This is a genomic window from Rhodoblastus sp., assembly GCF_019449565.1.
Classification (GTDB): Bacteria; Pseudomonadota; Alphaproteobacteria; order Rhizobiales; family Beijerinckiaceae; genus Rhodoblastus.
On the sequence record NZ_JAGRPM010000027.1, the window covers coordinates 122,112 to 143,011 of the forward strand.

At 63.2% G+C, this 20,900-nt stretch carries 27 protein-coding genes; 16 read left to right on the top strand and 11 right to left on the bottom strand.

The window, feature by feature from the left end:
• Window positions 1–56: 56 nt before the first annotated feature.
• The 7 genes from QZ409_RS06570 to QZ409_RS06600 form a co-directional block, all read right to left on the bottom strand.
• Entirely contained in the window at window positions 57–281 is a 225-nt protein-coding gene (locus QZ409_RS06570) for a hypothetical protein (protein ID WP_296708252.1), read from the bottom strand.
• Between the two features lie 227 nt (window positions 282–508).
• Entirely contained in the window at window positions 509–1,357 is an 849-nt protein-coding gene (locus tag QZ409_RS06575) for a DUF5677 domain-containing protein (protein WP_296708255.1), read from the bottom strand.
• A gap of 75 nt (window positions 1,358–1,432) precedes the next feature.
• The gene (locus QZ409_RS06580; RefSeq protein WP_296708258.1) at window positions 1,433–1,924 is read right to left on the bottom strand and encodes a hypothetical protein; all 492 of its coding nucleotides are present in this window, start codon (window positions 1,922–1,924) and stop codon (window positions 1,433–1,435) included.
• Between the two features lie 122 nt (window positions 1,925–2,046).
• On the bottom strand, window positions 2,047–2,247 hold the full coding sequence (locus QZ409_RS06585; RefSeq protein WP_296708260.1) for a hypothetical protein: 201 nt from the start codon (window positions 2,245–2,247) through the stop codon (window positions 2,047–2,049).
• 14 nt (window positions 2,248–2,261) lie between these two features.
• Complete coding sequence (locus QZ409_RS06590; RefSeq protein WP_296708262.1) at window positions 2,262–2,765, bottom strand: hypothetical protein; 504 nt, start codon at window positions 2,763–2,765, stop codon at window positions 2,262–2,264.
• A complete protein-coding gene (locus tag QZ409_RS06595; RefSeq protein ID WP_296708265.1) occupies window positions 2,765–2,953 on the bottom strand; it encodes a hypothetical protein in 189 nt (62 codons plus the stop codon). The genes QZ409_RS06590 and QZ409_RS06595 overlap by 1 nt, the downstream gene beginning before the upstream one ends.
• A gap of 11 nt (window positions 2,954–2,964) precedes the next feature.
• Window positions 2,965–3,789 carry a hypothetical protein gene (locus QZ409_RS06600; protein WP_296708268.1) on the bottom strand — a complete coding sequence of 275 codons (825 nt, stop codon included), beginning with the start codon at window positions 3,787–3,789 and terminating at the stop codon, window positions 2,965–2,967.
• Window positions 3,790–4,313: 524 nt separating this feature from the next.
• Here QZ409_RS06600 and QZ409_RS06605 point away from each other — a divergent pair.
• The 4 genes from QZ409_RS06605 (at window position 4,314) to QZ409_RS06620 (ending at window position 7,232) form a co-directional block, all read left to right on the top strand.
• Entirely contained in the window at window positions 4,314–4,772 is a 459-nt protein-coding gene (locus QZ409_RS06605; RefSeq protein ID WP_296708270.1) for a hypothetical protein, read from the top strand.
• A 2-nt stretch (window positions 4,773–4,774) separates the two neighbouring features.
• Window positions 4,775–5,179, top strand: a complete 405-nt coding sequence (locus tag QZ409_RS06610) for a hypothetical protein (RefSeq protein WP_296708273.1) — start codon at window positions 4,775–4,777, stop codon at window positions 5,177–5,179.
• Between the two features lie 37 nt (window positions 5,180–5,216).
• On the top strand, window positions 5,217–5,714 hold the full coding sequence (locus QZ409_RS06615) for a hypothetical protein (protein ID WP_296708275.1): 498 nt from the start codon (window positions 5,217–5,219) through the stop codon (window positions 5,712–5,714).
• A gap of 1,272 nt (window positions 5,715–6,986) precedes the next feature.
• Window positions 6,987–7,232, top strand: a complete 246-nt coding sequence (locus QZ409_RS06620; RefSeq protein WP_296708278.1) for a hypothetical protein — start codon at window positions 6,987–6,989, stop codon at window positions 7,230–7,232.
• Window positions 7,233–7,537: 305 nt separating this feature from the next.
• Here QZ409_RS06620 and QZ409_RS06625 read toward each other — a convergent pair whose 3' ends face one another.
• Window positions 7,538–7,771 carry a hypothetical protein gene (locus QZ409_RS06625; protein ID WP_296708280.1) on the bottom strand — a complete coding sequence of 78 codons (234 nt, stop codon included), beginning with the start codon at window positions 7,769–7,771 and terminating at the stop codon, window positions 7,538–7,540.
• Entirely contained in the window at window positions 7,768–9,087 is a 1,320-nt protein-coding gene (locus QZ409_RS06630; protein WP_296708283.1) for a site-specific integrase, read from the bottom strand. The genes QZ409_RS06625 and QZ409_RS06630 overlap by 4 nt, the downstream gene beginning before the upstream one ends.
• Before the next feature lie 170 nt (window positions 9,088–9,257).
• On the opposite strand from QZ409_RS06630, the gene QZ409_RS06635 reads away from it, so the two are divergent.
• Entirely contained in the window at window positions 9,258–9,878 is a 621-nt protein-coding gene (locus QZ409_RS06635; protein WP_296708287.1) for a riboflavin synthase, read from the top strand.
• A gap of 93 nt (window positions 9,879–9,971) precedes the next feature.
• Here the strand turns inward: QZ409_RS06635 and QZ409_RS06640 are convergent, their stop codons facing one another.
• Window positions 9,972–10,457, bottom strand: a complete 486-nt coding sequence (locus QZ409_RS06640) for a YidB family protein (protein ID WP_296708290.1) — start codon at window positions 10,455–10,457, stop codon at window positions 9,972–9,974.
• A 196-nt stretch (window positions 10,458–10,653) separates the two neighbouring features.
• On the opposite strand from QZ409_RS06640, the gene QZ409_RS06645 reads away from it, so the two are divergent.
• The 5 genes from QZ409_RS06645 (at window position 10,654) to QZ409_RS06665 (ending at window position 15,462) form a co-directional block, all read left to right on the top strand.
• Window positions 10,654–10,911, top strand: coding sequence for a GlsB/YeaQ/YmgE family stress response membrane protein (locus QZ409_RS06645; protein ID WP_296708293.1), 258 nt, complete (start codon window positions 10,654–10,656; stop codon window positions 10,909–10,911).
• Between the two features lie 195 nt (window positions 10,912–11,106).
• Window positions 11,107–11,589 carry a 6,7-dimethyl-8-ribityllumazine synthase gene (gene ribH / locus QZ409_RS06650; protein ID WP_296708295.1) on the top strand — a complete coding sequence of 161 codons (483 nt, stop codon included), beginning with the start codon at window positions 11,107–11,109 and terminating at the stop codon, window positions 11,587–11,589.
• Window positions 11,589–12,044 carry a transcription antitermination factor NusB gene (gene nusB / locus QZ409_RS06655; protein WP_296708298.1) on the top strand — a complete coding sequence of 152 codons (456 nt, stop codon included), beginning with the start codon at window positions 11,589–11,591 and terminating at the stop codon, window positions 12,042–12,044. Before ribH ends, nusB begins: the two co-directional genes overlap by 1 nt.
• Window positions 12,045–12,084: 40 nt before the next feature.
• Window positions 12,085–13,080: a thiamine-phosphate kinase gene (gene thiL / locus QZ409_RS06660; protein ID WP_296708300.1), complete on the top strand. Its 996-nt coding sequence runs from the start codon at window positions 12,085–12,087 to the stop codon at window positions 13,078–13,080.
• Between the two features lie 243 nt (window positions 13,081–13,323).
• The gene (locus QZ409_RS06665; RefSeq protein WP_296708303.1) at window positions 13,324–15,462 is read left to right on the top strand and encodes a sodium-translocating pyrophosphatase; all 2,139 of its coding nucleotides are present in this window, start codon (window positions 13,324–13,326) and stop codon (window positions 15,460–15,462) included.
• A 123-nt stretch (window positions 15,463–15,585) separates the two neighbouring features.
• On the opposite strand, the gene QZ409_RS06670 is transcribed toward QZ409_RS06665, so the two are convergent.
• Window positions 15,586–16,083 (bottom strand): outer membrane protein assembly factor BamE, encoded by a 498-nt coding sequence (locus QZ409_RS06670; protein WP_296708306.1) that lies wholly within the window; start codon window positions 16,081–16,083, stop codon window positions 15,586–15,588.
• A gap of 194 nt (window positions 16,084–16,277) precedes the next feature.
• On the opposite strand from QZ409_RS06670, the gene QZ409_RS06675 reads away from it, so the two are divergent.
• From QZ409_RS06675 to QZ409_RS06700, 6 genes are all read left to right on the top strand, one after another.
• A complete protein-coding gene (locus QZ409_RS06675) occupies window positions 16,278–16,796 on the top strand; it encodes a ubiquinol-cytochrome C chaperone family protein (protein ID WP_296708308.1) in 519 nt (172 codons plus the stop codon).
• A 62-nt stretch (window positions 16,797–16,858) separates the two neighbouring features.
• A complete protein-coding gene (locus QZ409_RS06680; RefSeq protein WP_296708309.1) occupies window positions 16,859–17,434 on the top strand; it encodes a DUF177 domain-containing protein in 576 nt (191 codons plus the stop codon).
• Between the two features lie 103 nt (window positions 17,435–17,537).
• Window positions 17,538–18,638, top strand: a complete 1,101-nt coding sequence (gene plsX / locus QZ409_RS06685) for a phosphate acyltransferase PlsX (RefSeq protein WP_296708310.1) — start codon at window positions 17,538–17,540, stop codon at window positions 18,636–18,638.
• Between the two features lie 46 nt (window positions 18,639–18,684).
• A complete protein-coding gene (locus QZ409_RS06690) occupies window positions 18,685–19,683 on the top strand; it encodes a beta-ketoacyl-ACP synthase III (protein ID WP_296708311.1) in 999 nt (332 codons plus the stop codon).
• A gap of 209 nt (window positions 19,684–19,892) precedes the next feature.
• A complete protein-coding gene (locus QZ409_RS06695) occupies window positions 19,893–20,237 on the top strand; it encodes an integration host factor subunit alpha (protein WP_296708463.1) in 345 nt (114 codons plus the stop codon).
• Window positions 20,238–20,346: 109 nt separating this feature from the next.
• Window positions 20,347–20,877, top strand: coding sequence for a MerR family transcriptional regulator (locus tag QZ409_RS06700; RefSeq protein WP_296708312.1), 531 nt, complete (start codon window positions 20,347–20,349; stop codon window positions 20,875–20,877).
• Window positions 20,878–20,900: the final 23 nt, after the last annotated feature.

The window sequence follows — 20,900 nt, forward strand, 5'->3', positions numbered from 1 at the left end:
GGGAGTAGAGGCCGCCTTTACAAGCAACCCCTACATCTTCACGACAATACCAAGGTTCACCGAACCTTGTCGGGCGTAGATTGGCGACGGAACTGGACGACGTTGCCCGGGAGCGCGGCCGGGGGCGTCGTGGTGGCGACCGGGAAAAGGCGCATCAGCCATCGCACGAAGAACAGGACCGCGTAAACCGCTCGCGCCGCCGTGTAACCGACGACGAGGAACACAAGCCGAAGCCCGAGGAACACGACCACGAGGGCGACGACGGCGAGGAGAGCGTGCACGGTTTGGTTCCTTTTCCGCACCTATTGTATACGAGATTGACCGCCCGCTGGGCGGGCTTGGGATGGTTCCCGATTCTCCGTAAGATACAGGTGTCCCGACCCGCGATTTTGGCGGGGCTGGATGGTGGTTTATTCGCCCGCGAGCTTGGCTGCTTTGGCTGCTAGGGGTCGAAATCTGACGCTTGGTTCCCGGCATGAATGACCCAGAACGGCGGAAAGCAGTCACATCAGCTTCGACGAGTTTTAGGCGGGGGCAATAATCTGGCGCCTTCCCGGGCTGTCTTGTTCTCAATGCTGAGCTTGGAAAATTCATCCGCAAGAGTGGCGAGGCGCTCTCCATCTGTTGATCCGCCGAGGATTTCGTTGGTTGCGATGCATACGCAGAGCAGCGCATTGCACGCCAGTTCCAGGGTATCCTCTATGGCGAATGGCTCCTTGAGCGGGAGCGCGTGAAGTGTGAAGCAAACATCGTCACCATCGCCATCCCAGGAAACATGACGGCTCAGGGATGTAGCTGAAGGATGCGCGGCGTCGTTAGAGAGTTCCCCGTAGAAGATGTAGGCGTCGCTGATTTTCCCATCATTGGCGGCATCTTTGGGCAGGATGCGGCTCCCCTTGCCGTGCTTCGCCCGCAAACTGGAGTAAAAGCTGCTCAGTGTTTCGGCGAAGTCGTATTTTTGGCTTTGCGCCTTCGACCAATCAAGCAGGCCATTGGCGAGCTTCAGCCTGCTCGCGGCGTCGTCGAGTTCCATTTTCTTGATAAATGCTTCCCCCGTTTGGGCAAGCGACGCAATCCAGAAGAAATTCTCGTAGCAGCACCGAGCCATTGTCCTCGATTCAACGACATGCCCAGTTTCGAGAAGCAGTACCCCGGCCTGAAAGTTTCCCATGGTCCGAGCGAGCAGCGCGAGCGCGACCACCTTGGGATCACGTGTGCCCTCCGCGCTCTCCAAAAAATCCGAGTGGTCGAAAATTGCCTTTCCCTTCTCGTAGAGTCGTTGAGCAAGATCGAGCCAAGCCTGCTTGTTCGGCAAAGCTGTTTCACCTTCGGGTAATCGGTACGTCGGCGAAATCACGCGCCTTCACCTTGGTCATGTCGATTTGCAGATGGAAATTCGGAATTCGCGCGGAGCCTTGGAGTTTTCGTAGGGTCATTTCGCCCGCATTTTCTTTTCGCCCAGTGAATCCTCGATTGTAAAACGATGAACTGCACCGTTTGACCGGGCGCAAAAAGCAAGCGCTTGATTTACTGGCTCTTCGACCCACCGCACCTGTTCCGATTTCCGCTCGATAAAAATGGTTGTCCTCACACACCCCACCAGAGAAATGTCTTCCTCCGCAACAACCTCCGCGGAAGTCCATCTGGTAATTGGCACGGCATAGGGATATTCAACTCTGCCAACCTGCATGACGCCAATTTGCTCAACGGACGTGACTAGGCACTCTTTTCGCGCCTCGATGCAGATTATGCTGTACGAATTATTGGGATAGCCGAGCCCGTCCCCGGTCAGAGTCCCGGCGACGCGGATAACTTCTCCTGTGTCAAAAAATAGTTTGCCGCTGAATAGGATATCGTCGTTGGCTGCATGAGCGACGCCTGTACAAAACATCATGACCATCGCCAATCGCAAATAGCTGCGCATTTTCATCCTCATCGGCATTGAAGCCGAAGCTTTGCACGTTCGTTGTCGAAGGCGAAGGGGGAATTTCGACACGGCAGGGGGATCGCCTTTCATAGCGGGAGGGCGCCACGTTGCCATCGATCTTAATCAATTTGAAGGTCAGAAAAGAGCCGAACTCGGTCATCGCCGTGGGGTACCGAGTGTCTGGTTTTCACCACTAGGGCCTTGGCGCGGGCCATCGCCTTTTTCGTCGCCGCCGACAGCTTCGCCCGCACCATTTCGTTGAACTCAACGCCCTCGCCGCCATCCGACAGATTGAACAGCGTCCCCGTCCCGAGGTCCAACCGGCCGCCCAGCCTCAGTAGTCACCCTGTTCGCGTGGCTTCGGCTCCTTCCCCGGAATCCAAGTCACGACGCCCGTCACCGGGTCCCGGGTCCCGACCGGCATTCCCGGCAAGTCGATCCCAAGGGCTTTCCGTACCACCGCGATATCCGCCGCCCGATCCGCGCGGGTCAGGCGCTTGCGGCCGTTGCAGGCGAACAAGGAATAATCGAGGACGACAAGCCGGATGCCCTGGTCGGGGAGGACCTCCCGGCGGCGTTGGTCATAAATCCGGCGTTGCTCGCCGCGCGTCACGCCGCTTACGGTCATCCGCCTGTTCATAATCGAAACCGATTCGGTGTGCTGGCGCTCGTGATATTCGATGACCCACCCGAGGTCCTGATAAAAGGCGTCAACCGGTAAAGTGCGCCCTGTATCGCCGAGCAGGAAGGCGAAGCGGTGCTGGCGCGACCCTTCGACGCCGAGCACTTCGTCCACGAGGTCGATGATGTAATTTTCGTCCTTTTCGAGCTTGGACATTATGCGTTCTTTCCTGAAATCCGCGCCTCTATCTCCGCCACCCGCGCTTCCTTCGCGATCCGGTCGGCGGTCATCGCTTCGAGCTTCGCCGCCCGAGCCGCAAGCGCCATACGATATTTCGTCTCCCGGCTCCGGGCCGCACGGCGCAATTCGAGCGCGACTTGAAGTTGTTCGTTGAGGTTGGTCACGGTGCTCTCCTTCACTTCGCCGCGAGAATCCGCCGCATTTCGCTGTCCGCCGCGTTACAAACACGCTCGATATAATCCGGGCCTTCACCCGAATGGAGTGAGCCGATTGTGACGAGCCGAATGGTAAGGGCTTCCTTGTCGGCTGTGCTCAAGGTATTGAAAATGTCGCAAACGGCCTCAGCCGCCGTCTCCATCGCGTTGAGCGGGGCCGCGTCCTCGCCGCCCGCGCCCCGTTCCGCCCACAAGGCGCGGTCCACACGCCGAGCGGTCCACGAATCCCCCCCGAAGGCATGGTTAAGCTCTGCGGCCTTCTCCCGGTAGGCTTCGAACATTTCGAGAGCCGTTGAAACCGAAAAGCTGTTCGCCTTCACCTTGAGGAATTTCCCCGCCGCGTGAAAGGCGAAGAGCGCCTGATTATCGACGGTGCCAAAGCGACCGGGGAAGGTCAGTGAGAGAAGCCCCGACGCCGCCGCAACACCCATCCCCCTGATCGCGGTGCCCAGACGGAGGAGGTCCTTGTCCGACCGCGCCCCGGGAGCCGCGAGAGCGGCGCGGAGAGCTTCTATCGCCTCCGGAGGCGTCTGAAGGAGCCCCCGGCGCGCCATGAAGAGGAACATTCCGTTGAACGCGAATTTCCACACCAAATATTCCTCGTGGAGGAAGGTCCGGAAAGCGTCCGCGTCCATAGTGGAAAACCGCGCGGGGAGGTCTTCCTTTTCCAGCCGCTCTTCAAGCGCCGTATTCTTGGGCGAGGACGCCTTCGCCCGCGCATCGTAAACCTCGCCCTCGAAGTATTCCCAGAGGGCCTTATCTGTAGTGTTAAGAAGGTGTAACATTTTCGTTTCCTTTTTCCGGCGGGACCTATCGCCTGCCGCGTGAGACGTATATAGGCGTTTCACCTACCTCGAATAAAGAGTTATTTTGTACCGATTGGCAAAATAGTTACATCCAAGATGATGTACTGTTGAATCCGTGGAGTTGATTGCGGTTATTCGACGCCCAACTCAACTTCCGCCAGCGGTCTGTGTTGGGAAGTTGCTTTGGGGCAGGGTGTCTCTTACCGGGCGGCCCCGGATCGTGGGGCGCTGGATCGCTCCACCGCCCGAGCTTTTGAGTTGGATGCAAGGTTTTCGGTAACAAACCGCCCGCCAGAAACGCCGATTTACTTTTCGGAAACCCGCGCTATCTTCGAAGCGCGCGAGCAGAAGAGCGGTCTGCTGGTGTAAAAGCCCAGAATAGCCATTACAATACTTTTCGAACACCCCGCGCCGCTCTCGCCGGGTTAGTCGTCGCCCCCACCTTGCCGGATGTACGCGCGGTTGGGGGCGACGGCGAAACTTCTGGCTTGGAGGGCCGAAGAATGACCGAAGACGACCAGCCCCGGCTCCCGCCATACTGGGCAAAGACGCCGCCGCTTGGCGTTACGGTTTACCGCCCCCCGGGCGTCAACGACGATCTTATTGCGGCCGAAGAAGAACTCCGGCGGGCGGTGCGCGGGATGACGCAGACTGGGCAAAAAGTTTTTGCCGAGTTCGCGTTTTCAGTCAGATACAACTTCAAAACCGCTTTCGATTATTCGCTGGGCGCTGAAGCCCGGATCAACGCCCTCAATTCCCGGATCGACGCCCTTTCCGAGAAGCTCGCGGCGAGTCTGAACCGTGAGGCGCGACTCGTCCGGGTAGTTGCGATGGTTGAGGCCCGCCTCGCCACGCTGGCCGAAAACGCCGACCTCGATACCATCGAGAATTACATCGACGCGACCCCGGGGAAAATCCCGCTTGTCGTGGTCCCCGAGACAACCCCCATTCAAGGAAATTGACGATGGCCGACCGCGACCGGGAATGCCTCATGACCGAATTCGGCCCGCTGCGTCGGACCATCGCAGAAATCCTTCACATCCGGGCCGACGACGGTGGCGAGCCCTACGACCGGGGCCACGACGCCCCGCCGCTGGTCGCGGACAGCGCGAAGAAGGCGAAGGACGCCGAGGGCGACCTTATCGCCAAGATCACCGATTCGCTTTCGGCGCTTGAGCGGAAAATCGACGCGATGGAGAAGCGGGAGAAGGTGGCCGCCGCCGACGCTGCGCGGCGAAAGGCCGTCCGGGACGCACTCGCCCAAGCCGAGGAAGACGCCGAAAACGGCCGTCCACTCGCCCGCCTTGACCCCATCTCGCGCGCCGAGCAACTCGCCCGGGAGTTTTCCGCCCCGCCCCGCCTGAACTGAAACCCGAAGACCCAACCCGAAGCTGGAGAAATACAAAATGAAAATCGTTGACGCCACAGACGGGAAAATCCTTCCCACCACAATCGAGAACTTCACCACCGGCGAAATCCGTGACGCCTATAATCGTTCGATTGAGGCGCTGGACCGCGTGGTCCCCGAGCCGACCATCGGTGAATCTACCCTCAGCTACGCCCGCCGTGCGGCCAACGCCGCGAAACGCGCGCTGCCCCGCGCCGACCCGCTTTCCCGGCTGGATTTCGCCGAGGTCCCTGACTCCGCGCTCCGGACCCTCTCCAACGAGCTTCTCCGCAATATTTCGACGGCTGTGCTGGACCCCGAGACGACCGCACCCGGCGAGCTTCGAATGGTGCCGATTCGAAATACAGAAAATAACCTGGTGGAGCGCCGGTTTATCGGACGCGATTCGTTCGTGAAGGGCCTCGGGCTCCCGAGCCGCCGCGTGACCGCGATCAACGCGCCCGCGCGCGAAAATTTGATGGCGGCCTATGGGATGTCCGGCGGACGGGGCCGCTAAACCAACCACGAAAACCCCGCTCCGTTTCCGGGCTCAGGGAGCGGGGCAGAACGCGCATCCTAGCGATGAACTTCTGGGGCGCGCGTTCCGGGGGCGCGGCGGTCACGGATTTCTCCGCCCGGAAGCCGCCGCCCTCCGTCTTTCCTCTGGCCTCGGACCCCCGCCCAAATGATTGAACCGGAACTCCGCGAAATCCTCTTCCGTCCATCGCCGAGATGGCCCGAGGCGTCCGCCGCCAGGGTCTCGATTCTCGCCTCCCGGACCTTCGAAGAGGCGGAGGCGGCAGCGCGGCGGCAGAGCGCGCCGAAGGCCGACGCAATCGCCCCTCGATCCACCGGCGGAGCCCGTCATAATTCCTCCAGAACCGCGCCGAATAAGCCCCGCGAGCCGAAGCCGAAGCCGAAGGCGGAGCCCGGGGAAGCCCCGAAGCCGTCGCGCGCCGAAATCGCCCGCGCCTTGTGGGCCGACGATTCCGTGCGCCAGCGCATAATCGCCGGGAAAGCCGCAGCCCTTGCGCGCGAAAACGCCGAGACCGAGAGCCGAGAACGCGAGGCCGCCGAACGAGTGGCCGCAATCCTCGATTCGGCGCGACCGCTCCCGGGGGGAATAAACGGCGGACAGACTTCCAACACAGAAGCCTCAGCCCAACCCATTCCGTCCCCGTCCGTTCCCCCGAAACCAGCCGCGTTGGCCCCGATCTATTCCCCGCCCTTTCGCGCAAAAACCATCTCCCCGCCGAAGCCGGAGAAGCCGGGGCACGATCCGGAGCGCTCGGCGAAGTTGCGTGTAGCTGCGTCGAAGTCGTGGTCCTCGCCCTCGACTCGCCAACGCATTTTAGCGGGCCTTCACGCCTATTACGACAAGCGCCGCGCCGAGCGCACCGCCGAGGCCGCCGCAGCCGAAGGACCACCCCTATGACGCAATATCCGAACAAGCAGGACCTCGCCGCCGGGGCGTTGCCTGTCTTCATCGTCCCCCGCCCGACTTGGATCGGGAAGCCGCCCTCAAATCAGAAAGACCCTGAATCCGCGATCCCAGTCTATTTCGTCGCCCAGCCGACAACCCCCGGTGGCTGGCCGAACGCCCAGAACGACGCGAACGCGGCGGAACCCGTCCGCGTAGTGGCGGGCCTCGGGACCGGCCACGGTTCGGATCAGGGCGTGGATCGAAATGCGTTTCCTGTTTGGGACGCGGGGGGACCGCCGAGTCCTCCATTTTCCGACGACCCACGAAGCCATAATGCCGCCGTCCCGGTCTGGAAGACGAATTGAGGTGGACGACCTCGCAGACCTCCGCTTGCGGCTCGCCGACGCCTTCCTGAAGCGGGACGCCGAGCGGCTCAAGGTGCTCGACTTGAAACATTCGCTTTCCTTCGCCACACGGGACGAACATTACAAGGCCGCCCGACACATCCGGGGACTCATTAAAATTCACGAAGCGGTCCTCGCCGAAAAGATCGCCGCCCACGAAATGGTCCTGGCCGAATTCGTCGCCGCGACCGAGGAGCCCTCGCTATGAGATTTCTAACCCTGTCGGAGGTCGCCCGAGCCCTAAATGTAAGCGCCTCGACTATCCGGGCGTGGGAAAAGCGCGGATCGCTCATCCCGACCCAACGCGGATTATCGGGGGCTCGACTCTACGACGTGGAATTGATCGCGGAATGGGTGAAGCGAGGCCCACCGACAAAGCTCGGTCGCGATATCCGCTGACGCAATAAATGCCCGGGGAGCCCTCGACCACTCCCGGCCGCTATAACCCCCGCGCCACGAGCCAAAGCGCCAGCCCTCGACCACCGCTCGCAATCCTCCGGGGTCTCCCGGGCCTCAGACGCCCCCGTCGCGCCGCTTCTGCCATTCGGCATTTTCCCGCCAGCACAAGATCGCCTCCAGCCGGAGAACGTCCCGGGCTTCGAGGGCCGCCAGCGCCTCGGCGATCCGGGGCTGGTCGCCTTCGAGTTTGAACGGGATGTATTGCTCGTAAAAGGCCACCATCTCGGGGTGAACCTTGGGCCGCTCGCCAAGCGGGAACGTCGATGCGATTGGGTCGCCGGAAATCATTTCACGCCTCCCGCAAACTGAACGACGTTCGACGCCTCGCCCCCGGCCGCCTCGCCGGTCAGGAATCGGGCATAGGCTTCGAGTGCCACCCGGCGCTTCGCAAGGAGCGTTGTCTTCATATAGGCCGCTGTGACCTCCGACCCGACCTTATGCGCGAGGATTCGCTCAGCAAGCTCGCGGTCGAAATGCTCTGTAACGAAGTCGAAAATATTTGACCGGAAGCCGTGCAACGAAGTCGCTTCCCCGAGCCCAAGCGACCGAAGGCGCGAGGCCGGAGATACGCTCGCCATAGGCGACCCGGCGAGACGCCCCGGGAAGATATGTCCGCCGGTGCGCTTCGCCTTCTGGGCTTCGAGGATGGCGAGCGCGGGGGCGGAGAGCGGGACGACGTGCGCCACGCCCTTTTTCATCCGCTTCGCCGGAATCGTGAATGTGTTGGTCGCGAAATCTACTTCGTCCCAGCGCGCATCGAGCGCCTCGCGGAGCCGAACGCCGGTGGCGATGATGAACCGGATCGCGTTCGACGTTGTGTCGTCTTCCTGCGCGAGCCGAGCCCAGAGCGCGGGGACGGAATCGAGAGCCGCACACCGGTGGTTTTTCGTCTTCCTCCCGAGAGCCGCGCCCATCGTCATCTTATGGAAATTCCGCGAAGCTGGATTCGGGATTTCGTCCGACCGCCAGCCCTCCTCAACGCAGAAGTCGAAAATGTTTTCGAGGCGCGAGCGGACGGCCAGCGCGACGGTCGGACCACCTTTGCCTTCCCGGGCGGATTTCCCCTTCGCGAGCGAAAGCGGCCCGAGGATCGCCGCCACGTCGGCGCGGCGAATATCGGCGACGTTTATCTTGCCGATGCGGGGGAGGACGTGATTGGCGAGAGTCGAGCGCCAGCTAGGCAAAGTGGCCGTCTCGAATTTCGAGCCCTTCGCGTTCTTCTGGGCCGTGTATCGGGCGAGAAAGGCTTCGGCCGCCGCCTCGAAGGTTGGGTTGGACGAGGCCGCCCGTTCGGTCGCAGCCGCCTCGGCGCGCTCCCGCTCGCGCTCGATTAGCGGGTCCAGACCTTGGGCCTTTTGCTTAGCGAATTCTCGCGCGGTCTCGCGGGCCTCGGCAAGCGAAACGCCGGGATAGGAGCCAAGGCCCGCCTCACGGATTTTACTGGTAATGGGCGACGTGTAGCGATAGACGAAGGCGCGCGAAACCTTCCCCGACTTCGCCTTTGTAACCGAGAGATAGAGCCCCTGCGTGATCCCGTCGCCGAAGCGCCCGGGGGTGGTCTTCGCCTCAATCTCCTTAACCGTCAGCATTTCCTTCTTCGCCATTCTGAATCCCCTGGTCTCTCTTATAATTGACCCCTCGAAATTGAAGGATTGAAGGGAATATATAGGATACGACGAGATATAAGAAAAGGGTGCAAAGCCTTGATGGTGCTTGGAATTTTATCGCTCTGGATATATCCTAAAGTATCCCAACCCATTTCGAGAGAAAATGAATGTTCACCGGCCTGATCACCGATGTGGGAACGCTTTTGTCCGTGGAGCCGCGCGGCGACCTCAAGCGGCTGAAGATCGCCTCGCATTATCCGCATGACGGCCTCGCGCTCGGCGCTTCGGTGGCCCATAACGGCGTGTGCATGACGCTGGTCGGCTTTGGCCCGCGCAGCGAAAATGACGGCTATGTGAGCTGGCATGAGATTGACGCCGCCGCCGAAACGCTCGCCGTGACCACGGCAGGCTCATGGGCGCCGGGCGACAAGATCAATCTGGAGCGGGCGCTGAAGATTGGCGACGAGCTGGGCGGCCATCTCGTCTCGGGTCATGTGGACGGCGTGGCGACGCTCGTCTCGCGGCGCGATTTCGACGAGATGGCGCATTTCGAGATCGAGGCGCCGAAGGAGCTGGCGAAATTCATCGCCGAAAAGGGTTCGGTCGCGCTCGACGGAACCTCCTTGACGGTCAACAAGGTCGACAAGACCCGGTTCACCATCCTGCTCATCCCGCACACGCTGGACGTCACCATATGGGGCGGGCGCAAGGCGGGCGACCGGATCAATCTCGAAGTGGACACGATGGCCCGCTACGCCGCCCGTCTGGTCGAGGCGGCGGGGGAATGATTTCCTTACTTCCGCACGGGGGACTCCCTTCTCCCCTCGCGGGAGAAGGTGGCTTGGCGGCCAACGGCCGCCAAGACGGATGAGGGGGCGGCCCTACCCCTTGGGCAGTTGGCCGCCGGGCGTCAGCTTGTCCACGATCGTCGGCAGCGCCTGAGCCAGCAGCTGCGACAATTGCGCGGGGTCGAGACCGGCCTGCTGTGCGATTTCCGCGAGCTTGCCGTGGCCGATCGCCGCATTGATCTGTTCCGCGCTGATCGGCTGGTTCTGGCCCGTGCCGACCCAGGACTCGGCCTGCTGGCCGAGTCCGGAATTCTTGAATTGGTCCAGTAATGAGCCGAGCCCGCCTGAGACAGCGGCTCCGCCCGCCGCGCCGGCAAGCAGGCCGCCGAGCTGGCCGAGCAGGCCTCCGCCGCCGGACGCCTGCTGCTGCGGCGTGGGTTGTGGAATTTGGGCCGGCGGCTCTTCCTTGCTGCCGCCGAACATCCGGCCGAGGATCAGGGCGCCGACCGCGATCAGCAACGGCTTTGCGAAATTGCCGCCTGGAACCGCTTCATTAACGGCGTCGTCAAGAGAACTCATCCTACCCTCCTCGTATGAGGCGCGCCGTCCAGTTTGACGGCCGGGCCAGTCTCGCTGCGCCGGAACATTCGCGCAAGTGACGAATTTCTCTTTTATATGGGCCAAGTTTGCGCTCAACTGCGCCGGGATGGCTCTTGCTAGCCGCTGCGGCGCCGCGCCGTCGCCGAACTGAGCCTCCGAAACGGGAGACGTGGTCATGGGTATCCTCAGCTGGATCGTTTTCGGCCTCATCGCGGGCTATATCGGCAGCAAGCTGGTCAACAAGACCGGGCAGGGCATGCTGATGAACATCGTCCTCGGCATTTTCGGCGCGGTCGTCGGCGGCTATCTCGCCACTCTGCTGGGGCTTGGCGGCGTCAGCGGCTTCAACCTTTATAGCCTCTTCATCGCTGTGGGCGGCGCGGTCGTGGTGCAGGTGATCTATCGCGCGCTGACCGGCAGCAGCAGGCTGTAAGCGCCATTTTTGGCGCGAGGGCGTCCGGCGCGGCGATGCGCCGGGTCCCGCTTGACCTTTCCTGAAAAAATCTTCGATTGAACGCTGGCGCGTCTGGGCTTTTTCGGCGCGCCGGTTTTCGCGCGAGCATTAAATGTTGCGCGGAGGCGCCGCCCGTCCTATTCAACTCGCCTTTCCGGGAAGACAGGAAGCCCCATGGCGGAGCCAAGCCGAGCGCCAGAATTGCAGACATCCGTCGCAGGCGCGCATTTTCTGATCGTCGAAGCGCGGTTTTACGATTCTATCGGCGAAATGCTGCTGGAAGGCGCGACCGCGGCTTTTGCGGCGGCGCAGGCGCGCTGGACGGTTGCGCGCGCCCCGGGCGCCTTGGAAATTCCGGCCGCCGCCGCGATCCTGCTCGACGGCGCCGAACAGGCGGGCGCGCCCTATGATGGAGTCGTCGCGCTGGGCTGCGTCATTCGCGGCGAAACCTATCATTTCGAGATCGTCGCCGGGGAAAGCGCCCGCGCCTTGATGGACCTCTCCGTCGCGCGGAAAGTTCCGCTCGGCAATGGCGTTCTCACCACCGAAAACGAGGCTCAGGCCGTTGAGCGCGCCGACCGCGCGCGCCTCGATAAGGGCGGCGACGCCGCGCGCGCGGCGCTCGCCATGTATCGTTTGAAACAGGGGGCGCGCTGATGGCGGCCGAAAATCGCTCCGCCGCGCGTCTCGCGGCGGTCCAGGCGCTGTACCAAATGGAGCTTGGCGGCAAGGGGCTTGCCGAGATCCTCGCCGAATTCGAGACTTGGTGGATCGGCCAGGAGGTCGAGGGCGAGCAATATAAGCCGGCGGAAATCGCCTTTTTCCGCTCCATCGTTTCGGGCGTGGTGGAAAATCAGCTCCAGATCGACCGCGCCGTGGACAAGACGCTGACCGAAGGCTGGCCCCTGCGCCGAATCGAGGCTCTGATGCGCGCCATTCTGCGCGCCGGCGCCTTCGAGCTTTTGCGCCGCGCTGACATTCCCGCCCGCGTGGCGATCAAGGAATATGTCGATGTCGCCGGCGCCTTTTTCGCGCGCGACGAGGCGGGCATGATCAACGCCGTGCTCGACGCCCTGGCGCGCAAGTGCCGCGCCGAGGAATTTTCGGCCTGACGCGAAAAGATCCCTGCGCCGGGTCACGGGAGAGGCGCTCTTGAACGAAGCTGAACTGATCGCCCGCTATTTCGCGCCTCTGGCCGGGGAGGGCGGGCTTGGCCTGCGCGACGACGCCGCCTTGCTGGCGCCGCCGCCAGGGACGGAAATCGTCGTCACCGCCGACGCCTTGATCGCGGGCGTGCATTTCTTCGCGGCGGATCCGCCGGATCGCATCGCCGCCAAGGCGCTCGCGGTCAATCTCTCGGACCTCGCCGCCAAGGCCGCCGATCCGCTCGGCTTCCTGCTCACCCTCGCTCTGCCGCGCGACTGGAAGCCAGTCTGGTTGGAGGCTTTCGCGCGCGGCCTCGGCGAAGTTTCACGCGAATTTCATTGCCCTTTGCTCGGCGGCGATACGGTGTCGACCCCGGGGCCGATGATGCTGTCGATCACCGCGCTGGGGGCGGTCACCGCCGGCAAGATGACTCCCCGCACCGGAGCGAAGCCCGGCGACGCGCTTTATGTTTCTGGAACCATTGGCGACGCCGCGCTCGGACTCATCCTGCGGCAGACGCAGATCGACGGCGCCCCGCCGCCGGTTTGGGCGGCGGCGCTTTCGCCCCAGCAGCAGGACCATCTCGTCGCGCGCTATCTGACGCCGCGCGCGCGCCTTCCGCTCGTTCAGGCCCTGCGCGCCTGCGCCAGCGCCGCCATGGACGTTTCCGACGGCCTTGTCGGCGATCTGCGCGCCATGATGCGCGCAAGCGGCGCCAGCGCGAAGATCGACCTGCGGAAAGCCCCGCTGTCGGAGGCCGTCGTGGCCGCCTGGCGGGCAGATTCACGTCTTTTCGAGCGGATTTTTTGTGGCGGCGATGATTATGAAGTGCTCTGCGCCGTACCGCCGCTGGCGGCGGAGCGTTTCGAGGCCCTCGCGGCGGCGGCGGGCGTTCCCGTCGCGGCGATCGGGACAGTCGGCGCGGCATTGTCGGGCGATATTTTCATCGGGCCGGACGGCGAGCCCGTGATGTTTCGCCAGGAACGGTTCAGTCATTTCTAGCCCTGGCGCCACCAGCCCGCCATTCTGACCCTTGGCCGCCGTTTTCGAGGCGCGAGCGTTGGCTCCTTAAGGGTTGGCGCGGGTATTTTTTGGGACGAGCGTCGGCTTGGCCGCCATTGCGGGGCTCGCCGCTTTGTGGAAGATTGCCCCCATAAGAATGGATTGATCCTGAACAATGCCGACGGCCATCGCTTGACGGCAGTCTCAGAATATAAGGAATCCAAAAATGAAGGGGCGGAATTAATGGCTATTTTGCTAATCATCCTGGGCGGACTACTGTCCATCGCCTATGGAATCGTCACCATCCAGAAAGTCATGGCGGCGGACGCCGGTTCGGCGCGGATGCAGGAAATTTCAGCTGCGATCGCGGAAGGCGCGCAGGCCTATCTTTATCGGCAATACATCACCATCGGCGTGGTCGGCGCGGCAATTTTCGTCCTGCTGGTCTTTCTGCTCGGCGTGAAGACCGGGATCGGCTTTCTGATTGGCGCGGTTCTTTCGGGCGCGGCTGGCTTCATCGGCATGAACGTGTCCGTCCGGGCCAATGTCCGCACCGCCCAGGCGGCGACCAAGTCGCTCGCGGGCGGCCTCGACATCGCCTTCAAGGCGGGCGCGGTCACCGGCCTGCTGGTCGCGGGCCTCGCGCTGCTCGGCGTGTCCGTCTATTTCTGGATTTTGACCGGCCCGATGGGCCTTTCCGTCGATAATCGCGAAGTGATCGACTCGCTGGTCGCGCTGGGCTTCGGCGCCTCGCTGATCTCGATCTTCGCCCGTCTCGGCGGCGGCATTTTCACCAAGGGCGCGGATGTCGGCGCCGATCTCGTCGGCAAGGTCGAGGCCGGCATTCCCGAGGACGATCCGCGCAATCCCGCGACCATTGCAGATAATGTCGGCGACAATGTCGGCGACTGCGCGGGCATGGCGGCCGATCTGTTCGAAACCTATGCAGTGACCGTGGTCGCAACCATGGTGCTGGCCGCGATCTTCTTCAAGGGCGCGGCGACGCTCGGCGCCACCATGCTCTATCCGCTGGCGATCTGCGCGGCTTGCATCGTCACCTCGATCGCGGGAACGACCTTCGTCAAGCTTGGCGCCAATAATTCGATCATGGGCGCGCTCTACAAGGGCCTGATCGCAACCGGCGCCCTGTCGGTCGTCGGCCTTGCCGTAGCTACCCATTTCCTCGTGGGCTGGGGCTCCATCGGCGTTGTCGCGGGACAGGCCGTGACGGGCGCCAATCTCTTCGTCTGCGGCCTCGTCGGTCTCGCGGTGACCGGCGCCATCGTCTATATCACCGAATATTATACCGCCACGGGCAAGCGCCCCGTGGTGTCCATCGCCCAGGCCTCGGTGACCGGCCATGGCACCAACGTCATCCAGGGCCTCGCGGTTTCGCTGGAATCGACGGCTCTGCCGGCTCTGGTGATCGTGGCGGGCATTATCTCCACCTACCAGCTCGCCGGCCTGTTCGGGACGGCGATCGCGGTCACCACCATGCTCGGCCTTGCCGGCATGATCGTGGCGCTCGACGCCTTCGGCCCGGTCACCGACAATGCCGGCGGCATTGCCGAAATGGCCGGACTGCCCAAGGAAGTGCGCCAGTCCACCGACGCGCTCGACGCGGTCGGCAACACCACCAAGGCTGTGACCAAGGGCTACGCCATCGGCTCCGCCGGCCTCGGCGCGCTGGTGTTGTTTGCGGCCTATACCAATGATCTGCGCTCGTTCATCGATCAGGGCCTGCCCTATTTCAAGGACGTCGGCCAGGTCAATTTCGACCTGTCCAACCCCTATGTCGTGGCGGGCCTGATCTTCGGCGGCCTTATCCCCTATCTGTTTGGCGGCATCGCCATGACGGCGGTGGGCCGCGCGGCGGGCGCGGTGGTCGAAGAAGTGCGCCGGCAGTTCCGCGAAATGCCCGGCATCATGGAAGGCACGACCCGACCCGATTACGGCCGCGCCGTGGACATGCTGACCAAGGCGGCGATTCGGGAAATGATCATTCCCTCACTGCTGCCGGTGCTGGCGCCGCTCGTGGTCTATTTCGGCGTGCTGCTGATCTCGGGCAGCAAGGCTTCGGCCTTCGCGGCGCTCGGAGCCTCGCTGCTGGGCGTCATCGTCAACGGCTTGTTCGTCGCCATCTCGATGACCTCGGGCGGCGGCGCCTGGGACAACGCCAAGAAGAGCTTCGAGGACGGCTTCATCGACAAGGATGGCGTGAAGCACTTCAAGGGCAGCGAGGCGCACAAGGCCTCGGTGACGGGCGACACCGTCGGCGATCCCTACAAGGACACCGCTGGCCCTGCCGTGAATCCGGCGATCAAGATCACCAATATCGTCGCGCTGCTGCTGCTCGCCATATTGGCGCATCAGGGGCTTTGACGCCAAAGCCCACGCCGGCCGGGGGCGGTCCCGGCCGGCGAGGCTTCGCTAAAAACGCGTTGCAAAAACAAAAACCCGCGGAGGCGATCCGCGGGTTTTTCGTTGTGACTGAACGCGTTGCGGTCAGAACTTGTACTGGAACTTGCCCATCTGGCCGAGCAGGGTTTGCAGCAGGCGGTTTTCGCCGCCGCCGGTGACCGTCTGGCGTGTCGTGAAATCGACCACCTTGCCGTCCTGCAGGCCGTAATCGCCGGTCCGGGTCACTTTCTTGTTGGCGTCGAAATAGACCGCGAACACCCGTTGTTCCGTCACGCGGGAGGGCATGGCCGGCATCATGCGCTCGACCCGCTGGCTGATGTAATACCAGGCTTCGCCGCCGACGGTGGAGGTGGTCGAGGGCGTGCCGAGCATGATCAGCACCTGTTCAGCCGGCATGCCGGGGCGCACCTGGGCGATAGTCTGGTTGTCGAAGACATAGCCGCGATGAACGACGTTTTCATCGAGCGTGGAGCAGCCCGAGAGCGGCGCCAGGGCAAGCGCTGCTGCGAGTGCGAAAGCGCCGCGGGCGAATGCCTGGCGCGTGTCTTTCGTCGCCTTGCGCCGCTGGATTGTCGCTCGCATTCAGAATCTCCGCTCTTCCGGCAAGTTTGCCCTTGCATCCTGTCGCGCTCACGCCTAACCCCGGGTGAAGGCAAAAGCAAGGCCAAGAGTTACAACAAGTGTTGCGTCAAGTCTTGTATAAGGGCTTGGTTGAAGTCTTGTATCCGGTCCCGCCGCGCTTGGCGCCGGCGCGGGCTGGCGGAGGGTCGAACACTATGATTTTCGGTCTTTTCCGTCCGAAGCCGCTGGCAGATCAAATCGCTCGCCTGCATGAGGCGGTGGTGGCGCAGTCCCGACTCCCGGCGTTTTTTCTGCCGCCCTATGGCGTCGCGGACACGTTCGAAGGCCGCTTCGAGATCCTGACGCTCAACGCTGGCCTGATCCTGCGGCGACTCAGCCTTTTGCCCGACCCGGCGCCCGGGCTGTCCCAAGACCTGTCCAACGCCATCTTTTCGCGTTTCGACGACGCCTTGCGCGAAGTCGGCATTTCGGACGCCGGGGTGCCGAAGAAGATGAAGAAGCTCGCCGGCGCCTTCATGGGACGCGGCAACGCCTATTCCGAGGCGCTGGCGCAGGGTGAGGCGGCGCTCGCCGCCGCGCTGGCGCGCAATGTCCTCGGAGGCGAAGGCGACGGCAAAGCCTTGGCCGTTTATTACCTGCGCGCCAAGGCGGCGCTCGACCAGACCCCGCTCGATATATTTCTGCGCGGCGAAGCCCCTTTTCCCGAGCCCTGACGCGTTTTGGCCTCAAATCCATGCGAGGCGAACGCGTAAAATCAAGCTATTCGGTGCCAAACATGATGCAGACCCATGATCCGGAAGGCGCGCGGCCCTTCTCACGCCCCTTGGTTGTCGCTTCCGTCGGCGACAATGGCTTGCGCCTCAATATCGAGGCGAGCCCGGCGGAATGCGACGCTCTTGCCGAGCTTGACGGCCTCGACGCCATCCGAAAACTGGCGGTGGAGGCCGATGTGATCCGGCGCGGCCGCGACCGCCTCGTTGTCAGGGGCCGGGTCAAGGCCATCGTCGCGCAAACCTGCGTCGTGACGCTCGAACCATTCGACACGGCGGTCGACGAGCCTTTCGAGGTCGAATTTGCCCCGCAATCCGAGGCCGAGGAGGCTTACGCCAAGGCCATGGCCGAAATCGAGGCGGCGCGCGATAAGGCGGCGGCTCTGGCTGAGCAGCCCGACCCGCCAGACCCGATCATCGACGGCAAGGTCGACATCGGCGCCCTCGCGGCCGAATTCCTGGCGCTCGGCCTCGATCCCTATCCCCGAAAGCCCGGCGCGGAATTCGGGTCGCTGACCGAGGACGCGGGCGAACCCCTTCCCAAGCCCTTCGCGGCTTTAGCCAAACTCAAAAAAGACTGATAAACGCAATTAGCGGTCGCTATGTGGGGCTTGCCAAGCGCCGCGCAAAAGCTATTGTCCCGCGCTCCTGTAGGAGCCGGTCGATATCGGAGTCTGGAGAGGAATGAAAAAGCCTGTGCGGATCGCGCTGGACGCCATGGGCGGGGATTTCGGTCCCTCCGTCGTGATTCCGGGCGCGGCCATATTTCTGGGGCGCTATCCCGACGTCGAGTTCGTGATGTTTGGCGACCAGGAGAAGATCGCGCCCTTGCTCCAGGCCCAGCCGCAGCTCGCGGCGGTGACAAGCGTGCGTCACACCAGCGTTTCGGTCGGCATGGCCGACAAGCCGAGTCAGGCCCTGCGCTCCGGGCGGCGCAATTCCTCCATGTGGAAGGCGATCGAAGCCGTTCGCAATGGCGAGGCCGATTGCGCGATCTCGTCAGGCAATACCGGCGCGCTCATGGCGATGTCGAAGATCTGCCTGCGCACCATGGCGCAAATCGACCGCCCCGCGCTCGCGGCGCTGTGGCCGACGCTGCGCGGCCGCTCGATCGTGCTCGACGTTGGCGCGACGATCGGCGCGGACGCCCAGCATTATGTCGATCTCGCCATCATGGGCGCGGCCATGGCGCGCAGCCTGTTCGAGCTTGAACGCCCGACCGTCGGACTGCTCAATGTCGGCGTCGAGGAAGTCAAGGGCATCGAGGAGGTCAAGGCGGCGTCCCGCCTGCTTCAGGCGATCGATTCGCCTCTGCTCGATTATCGCGGCTTCGTCGAGGGCGACGATATCGGACGCGGCGCTGTCGACGTCGTGGTGACCGAAGGCTTCAGCGGCAATATCGCGCTCAAGACGGCGGAGGGCACGGTCAAGCAGATCCGGTCCTATCTCAAACAATCGCTGAACCGGAGCTGGCTGACGCGCCTTGGCGCGCTGCTGGCGCGCGGCGCCTTTGAAGATCTCAGGGCCCGGCTGTCGCCGCGTGAAACCACCGGCGCCGTCTTCCTTGGCCTCGATGGCGTGGTCATCAAGGGACATGGCGGGCTCGACGCCGACGGCTTCTCGGGCGCCATCGAACTGGGCAGCAACATGGTCCGGCATGGCCTGCTCGACAAAATCCGCGACATGATGGTGCTCGCCAACGAACATGCGGCGGCGCTCGAAGGCGTCCCGCCAATCCTTGACGACGAAGAGCGGCTCGAAGCTCCAACGCCCGATCCGGCATGAAAATAATCACCGAAAACGCCAGGCGACGGGACAAGTGACGGGACACGTGACAGGACAAACGCAAGAAAACAAGCGCCTGCGCTCGGTGGTGAAAGGCGTGGGCTCCGCGTTGCCGCGCCGTTGCGTGACGAATCGCGAGCTGGAGAAGGAGGTCGAGACCTCCGACGAATGGATCGTCCAGCGCACCGGAATCACGCAGCGCTATATCGCGGGCGAAGGGGAAACCACCTCGACGCTCGGCGCGGCGGCTGCGCGCGCGGCGCTGGCCAAGGCGAACCTGGCGCCCGAGGACATCGATCTCATCATTTGCGCCACTTCGACGCCGGATTATACCTTCCCCTCGGTCGCAACGATGATCCAGGCCGAGCTGGGCATCACCGGCGGCGTCGCTTTCGATCTGCAGGCGGTTTGCGCCGGCTTCGTCTTCGCCGTGGCGACGGCGGACAAGTTCCTGACCTCCGGCTCGCACAAGCGCGCGCTCGTGATCGGCGCCGAGACCTTTTCGCGCATCATGGACTGGAGCGACCGCACCACCTGCGTGCTGTTCGGCGATGGCGCCGGCGCCCTGGTGCTTGAGGCCCAGGAGGAAGCGGGAACGAGCGCTGACCGCGGCGTCCTGACCAGCCATTTGCGGTCGGACGGCCGCCATCGCGCGAAGCTCTATGTCGATGGCGGGCCTTCGACCACCGGAACAGCCGGCCATCTCCGCATGGAGGGCAAGGAAGTCTTCCGCTTCGCGGTGGGCCATGTGACCGACGTGATGACCGAATCCTTCGCCGCGACCGGGCTGACGGCGGAAGATCTCGACTGGTTCGTGCCGCATCAGGCCAATCAGCGCATCATCGACGCCTCTGCGCAGAAGCTGCACATCGCGCCGCACAAGGTGGTCAAGACCGTGCAGTCGCATGGCAATACGTCGGCGGCCTCGATTCCGCTGGCGCTCACGGTCGCCTGCGAGGACGGTCGAATCAAGCCGGGCGACCTCGTGATGATCGAGGCGATCGGCGGCGGCTTCGCGTGGGGAGCGGCGCTGATCCGCTGGTGAGGCCTTGCCTGTCGCGTGATCTGGATCAAAGATTGGACCGCAAATGGCGTTCTCATCTCGGTCTTGACGGCAAAGGCCTTGTTTTTACTCGGAATCCTCTTTTTTTGGCGTATAATGCCGATTTGGAGCCAGGCTTGAACCTGGCCCTCTGGGAATTTGCGAAGACGAATTCTTTTTGGGAGACGCATTCCATGACCACGGACACCTTGATCCCCAAAACGACGGAACCTGCCGTCGCGGCCGCCCAGAACGAGAGCGCGGAACACCGGCGGACGCTGACCCGCTCTGATCTCGCAGAGGCCGTGTTCCGGCGCATTGGATTGTCGCGGCTCGAATCGGCGCAGCTGGTGGAAACGGTGATTGACGAAATCAGCGACGCCATTCTGCGCGGCGAGAATGTGAAACTGTCGAGCTTCGGCACGTTCCTCCAGCGCTTCAAGCGTGAACGCGTCGGACGCAACCCCAAGACGGGCGTCGAAGCGACGATTTCCCCGCGAAAGGTGCTGGTTTTCAAGGCGTCGCACATCATGCGCGAGCGCATCAACAACGGCTGAATATCGCCGCGCGATCATTTTTCTGGACAAGTCTCGGGTTTGGCCGAAAATCGCCTTTGCGCCGTCGCGGGGATTCGCGGCGCGACGGAAGGGCCCGCCGGAGCGCTTGATGGACAAGACCCAGGACGCATTTCGCACCATTGGAGAAGTCGCCGAGGCGCTGGACCTTCCCCAGCACGTGCTGCGATTCTGGGAAACTAAATTCAGCCAGATCCGCCCGGTGAAGCGCGTCGGGGGGCGGCGTTACTACCGCCCTGAGGACGTCCAGCTCGTCGGCGCTATTCGCGTGCTGCTCTATAGCGAGGGCTATACGATTCGCGGCGTGCAGCGCATCCTGAAAGAGCAGGGCGCACGCGCGGTCGTCGCTGCATCGCGCGCCAAAGGGGCGGCGCAGGGCGCAGATGCTGAGGCCGCAGCGTTCGATCCGGCGCAGACCGGCCCCCGCGCAGATTTCCTGACCGATCCGGACATGGAACAGACCGCCGATCCAGCCTCGGAGCCGGACGAATCGGTCGGGCCATCAGGCGAGACGTTCCCGGGCGCCACGCGCCTTTCCGCCCAGGATCGCCATCGTATGGAGGCCATTCTGGCCGAACTCGCCGAAGGCGCGCGGATTCTCGAAGAAGCCCGGCGTGGCTGACCGGTTTTACGACTGTTTTTTTC

Excerpts from the sequence above, each read along its gene's own strand:
- QZ409_RS06580 (WP_296708258.1), bottom strand. The coding sequence starts at position 1,924 with ATGCGCAGCTATTTGCGATTGGCGATGGTCATGATGTTTTGTACAGGC.
- QZ409_RS06590 (WP_296708262.1), bottom strand. The coding sequence starts at position 2,765 with ATGTCCAAGCTCGAAAAGGACGAAAATTACATCATCGACCTCGTGGAC.
- QZ409_RS06600 (WP_296708268.1), bottom strand. The coding sequence starts at position 3,789 with ATGTTACACCTTCTTAACACTACAGATAAGGCCCTCTGGGAATACTTC.
- QZ409_RS06605 (WP_296708270.1), top strand. The coding sequence starts at position 4,314 with ATGACCGAAGACGACCAGCCCCGGCTCCCGCCATACTGGGCAAAGACG.
- QZ409_RS06610 (WP_296708273.1), top strand. The coding sequence starts at position 4,775 with ATGGCCGACCGCGACCGGGAATGCCTCATGACCGAATTCGGCCCGCTG.
- QZ409_RS06615 (WP_296708275.1), top strand. The coding sequence starts at position 5,217 with ATGAAAATCGTTGACGCCACAGACGGGAAAATCCTTCCCACCACAATC.
- QZ409_RS06625 (WP_296708280.1), bottom strand. The coding sequence starts at position 7,771 with ATGATTTCCGGCGACCCAATCGCATCGACGTTCCCGCTTGGCGAGCGG.
- QZ409_RS06630 (WP_296708283.1), bottom strand. The coding sequence starts at position 9,087 with ATGGCGAAGAAGGAAATGCTGACGGTTAAGGAGATTGAGGCGAAGACC.
- QZ409_RS06635 (WP_296708287.1), top strand. The coding sequence starts at position 9,258 with ATGTTCACCGGCCTGATCACCGATGTGGGAACGCTTTTGTCCGTGGAG.
- QZ409_RS06640 (WP_296708290.1), bottom strand. The coding sequence starts at position 10,457 with ATGAGTTCTCTTGACGACGCCGTTAATGAAGCGGTTCCAGGCGGCAAT.
- QZ409_RS06645 (WP_296708293.1), top strand. The coding sequence starts at position 10,654 with ATGGGTATCCTCAGCTGGATCGTTTTCGGCCTCATCGCGGGCTATATC.
- ribH (WP_296708295.1), top strand. The coding sequence starts at position 11,107 with ATGGCGGAGCCAAGCCGAGCGCCAGAATTGCAGACATCCGTCGCAGGC.
- nusB (WP_296708298.1), top strand. The coding sequence starts at position 11,589 with ATGGCGGCCGAAAATCGCTCCGCCGCGCGTCTCGCGGCGGTCCAGGCG.
- QZ409_RS06665 (WP_296708303.1), top strand. The coding sequence starts at position 13,324 with ATGGCTATTTTGCTAATCATCCTGGGCGGACTACTGTCCATCGCCTAT.
- QZ409_RS06670 (WP_296708306.1), bottom strand. The coding sequence starts at position 16,083 with ATGCGAGCGACAATCCAGCGGCGCAAGGCGACGAAAGACACGCGCCAG.
- QZ409_RS06675 (WP_296708308.1), top strand. The coding sequence starts at position 16,278 with ATGATTTTCGGTCTTTTCCGTCCGAAGCCGCTGGCAGATCAAATCGCT.
- QZ409_RS06680 (WP_296708309.1), top strand. The coding sequence starts at position 16,859 with ATGATGCAGACCCATGATCCGGAAGGCGCGCGGCCCTTCTCACGCCCC.
- plsX (WP_296708310.1), top strand. The coding sequence starts at position 17,538 with ATGAAAAAGCCTGTGCGGATCGCGCTGGACGCCATGGGCGGGGATTTC.
- QZ409_RS06700 (WP_296708312.1), top strand. The coding sequence starts at position 20,347 with ATGGACAAGACCCAGGACGCATTTCGCACCATTGGAGAAGTCGCCGAG.